Annotated in this window: 1 pseudogene; it reads left to right on the top strand. The window is 65.4% G+C overall.

The window, feature by feature from the left end:
• Positions 1-821: pseudogene (locus PMI26_RS21820) on the top strand (RHS repeat protein); the annotation flags it as partial.

Here is an 821-nt window from a genome sequence, read left to right as displayed (position 1 = left end):
CCCCTCCAGCAAACGGATGCGTTGGGCAACCGCCAGCGCTTTGCCTACACCGTCGCCGGCCAATTGAAAAACACTCGATTGACCCTGGTCGGTGAGGACGAGATCACGCTGGTCAGCGCTCTCCATTACAACGCCTCCGGCCAGATCGAGTCGGAAACCGCCGGCAACCGCGTCATCACCCGCCATCGCTACGACCTCGCGGACGGACGCCTGACTGGCTTGAGCGCGCACAAAGCCGATGGCACGCCCCTTCAAGACTTGCGCTACAGCTACGACGCCGTCGGCAACGTGCTAAGCCTCGAAGACGCCGCTCAACCGATTCGCTACTTCAACAACCAGCGCATCGAACCGCTCAAGACCTACCGCTACGACACCCTCGATCAACTGATCGAAGCCAGCGGCCGGGAAGCCAAAACCGGCCACGGCGGCCCCGCCCTGCCCGACCTGCACCCCCTGCCCCCCGACCCCAGCCAGGTCGCCAACTACACCCAGACCTACCACTACGACGCCGGCGGCAACCTGCTGGACCTGGTGCACGTCGGCGCCCAGGCCCACGGCCGCCTTTTGACTCGCGCCAAATATAGCAACCGCTGCCTGCCCGAGCGCAACGGCCGGCCACCGACGGAAGCGGAAATCGCTGCCGGGTTCGACACCAATGGCAACCTGCGGGAACTGCAGGCCGGCCAGACGCTGGAGTGGGACTTGCGCAATCAACTGACCGTCGTGCGCCCGGTGGTGCGAGAGGAGGCTGAGGACGACTACGAACGCTATGTCTACGACGGCGGCGGCCAACGCGTGCGCAAGCTCCGCGCGAACCAGAC

Source organism: Pseudomonas sp. GM33 (assembly GCF_000282295.1).
In the GTDB taxonomy this organism is placed as follows: domain Bacteria; phylum Pseudomonadota; class Gammaproteobacteria; order Pseudomonadales; family Pseudomonadaceae; genus Aquipseudomonas; species Aquipseudomonas laurylsulfatiphila.
Note: the sequence above shows the minus strand (reverse complement) of the source record. Positions and strands in the feature narration are given on the sequence as shown.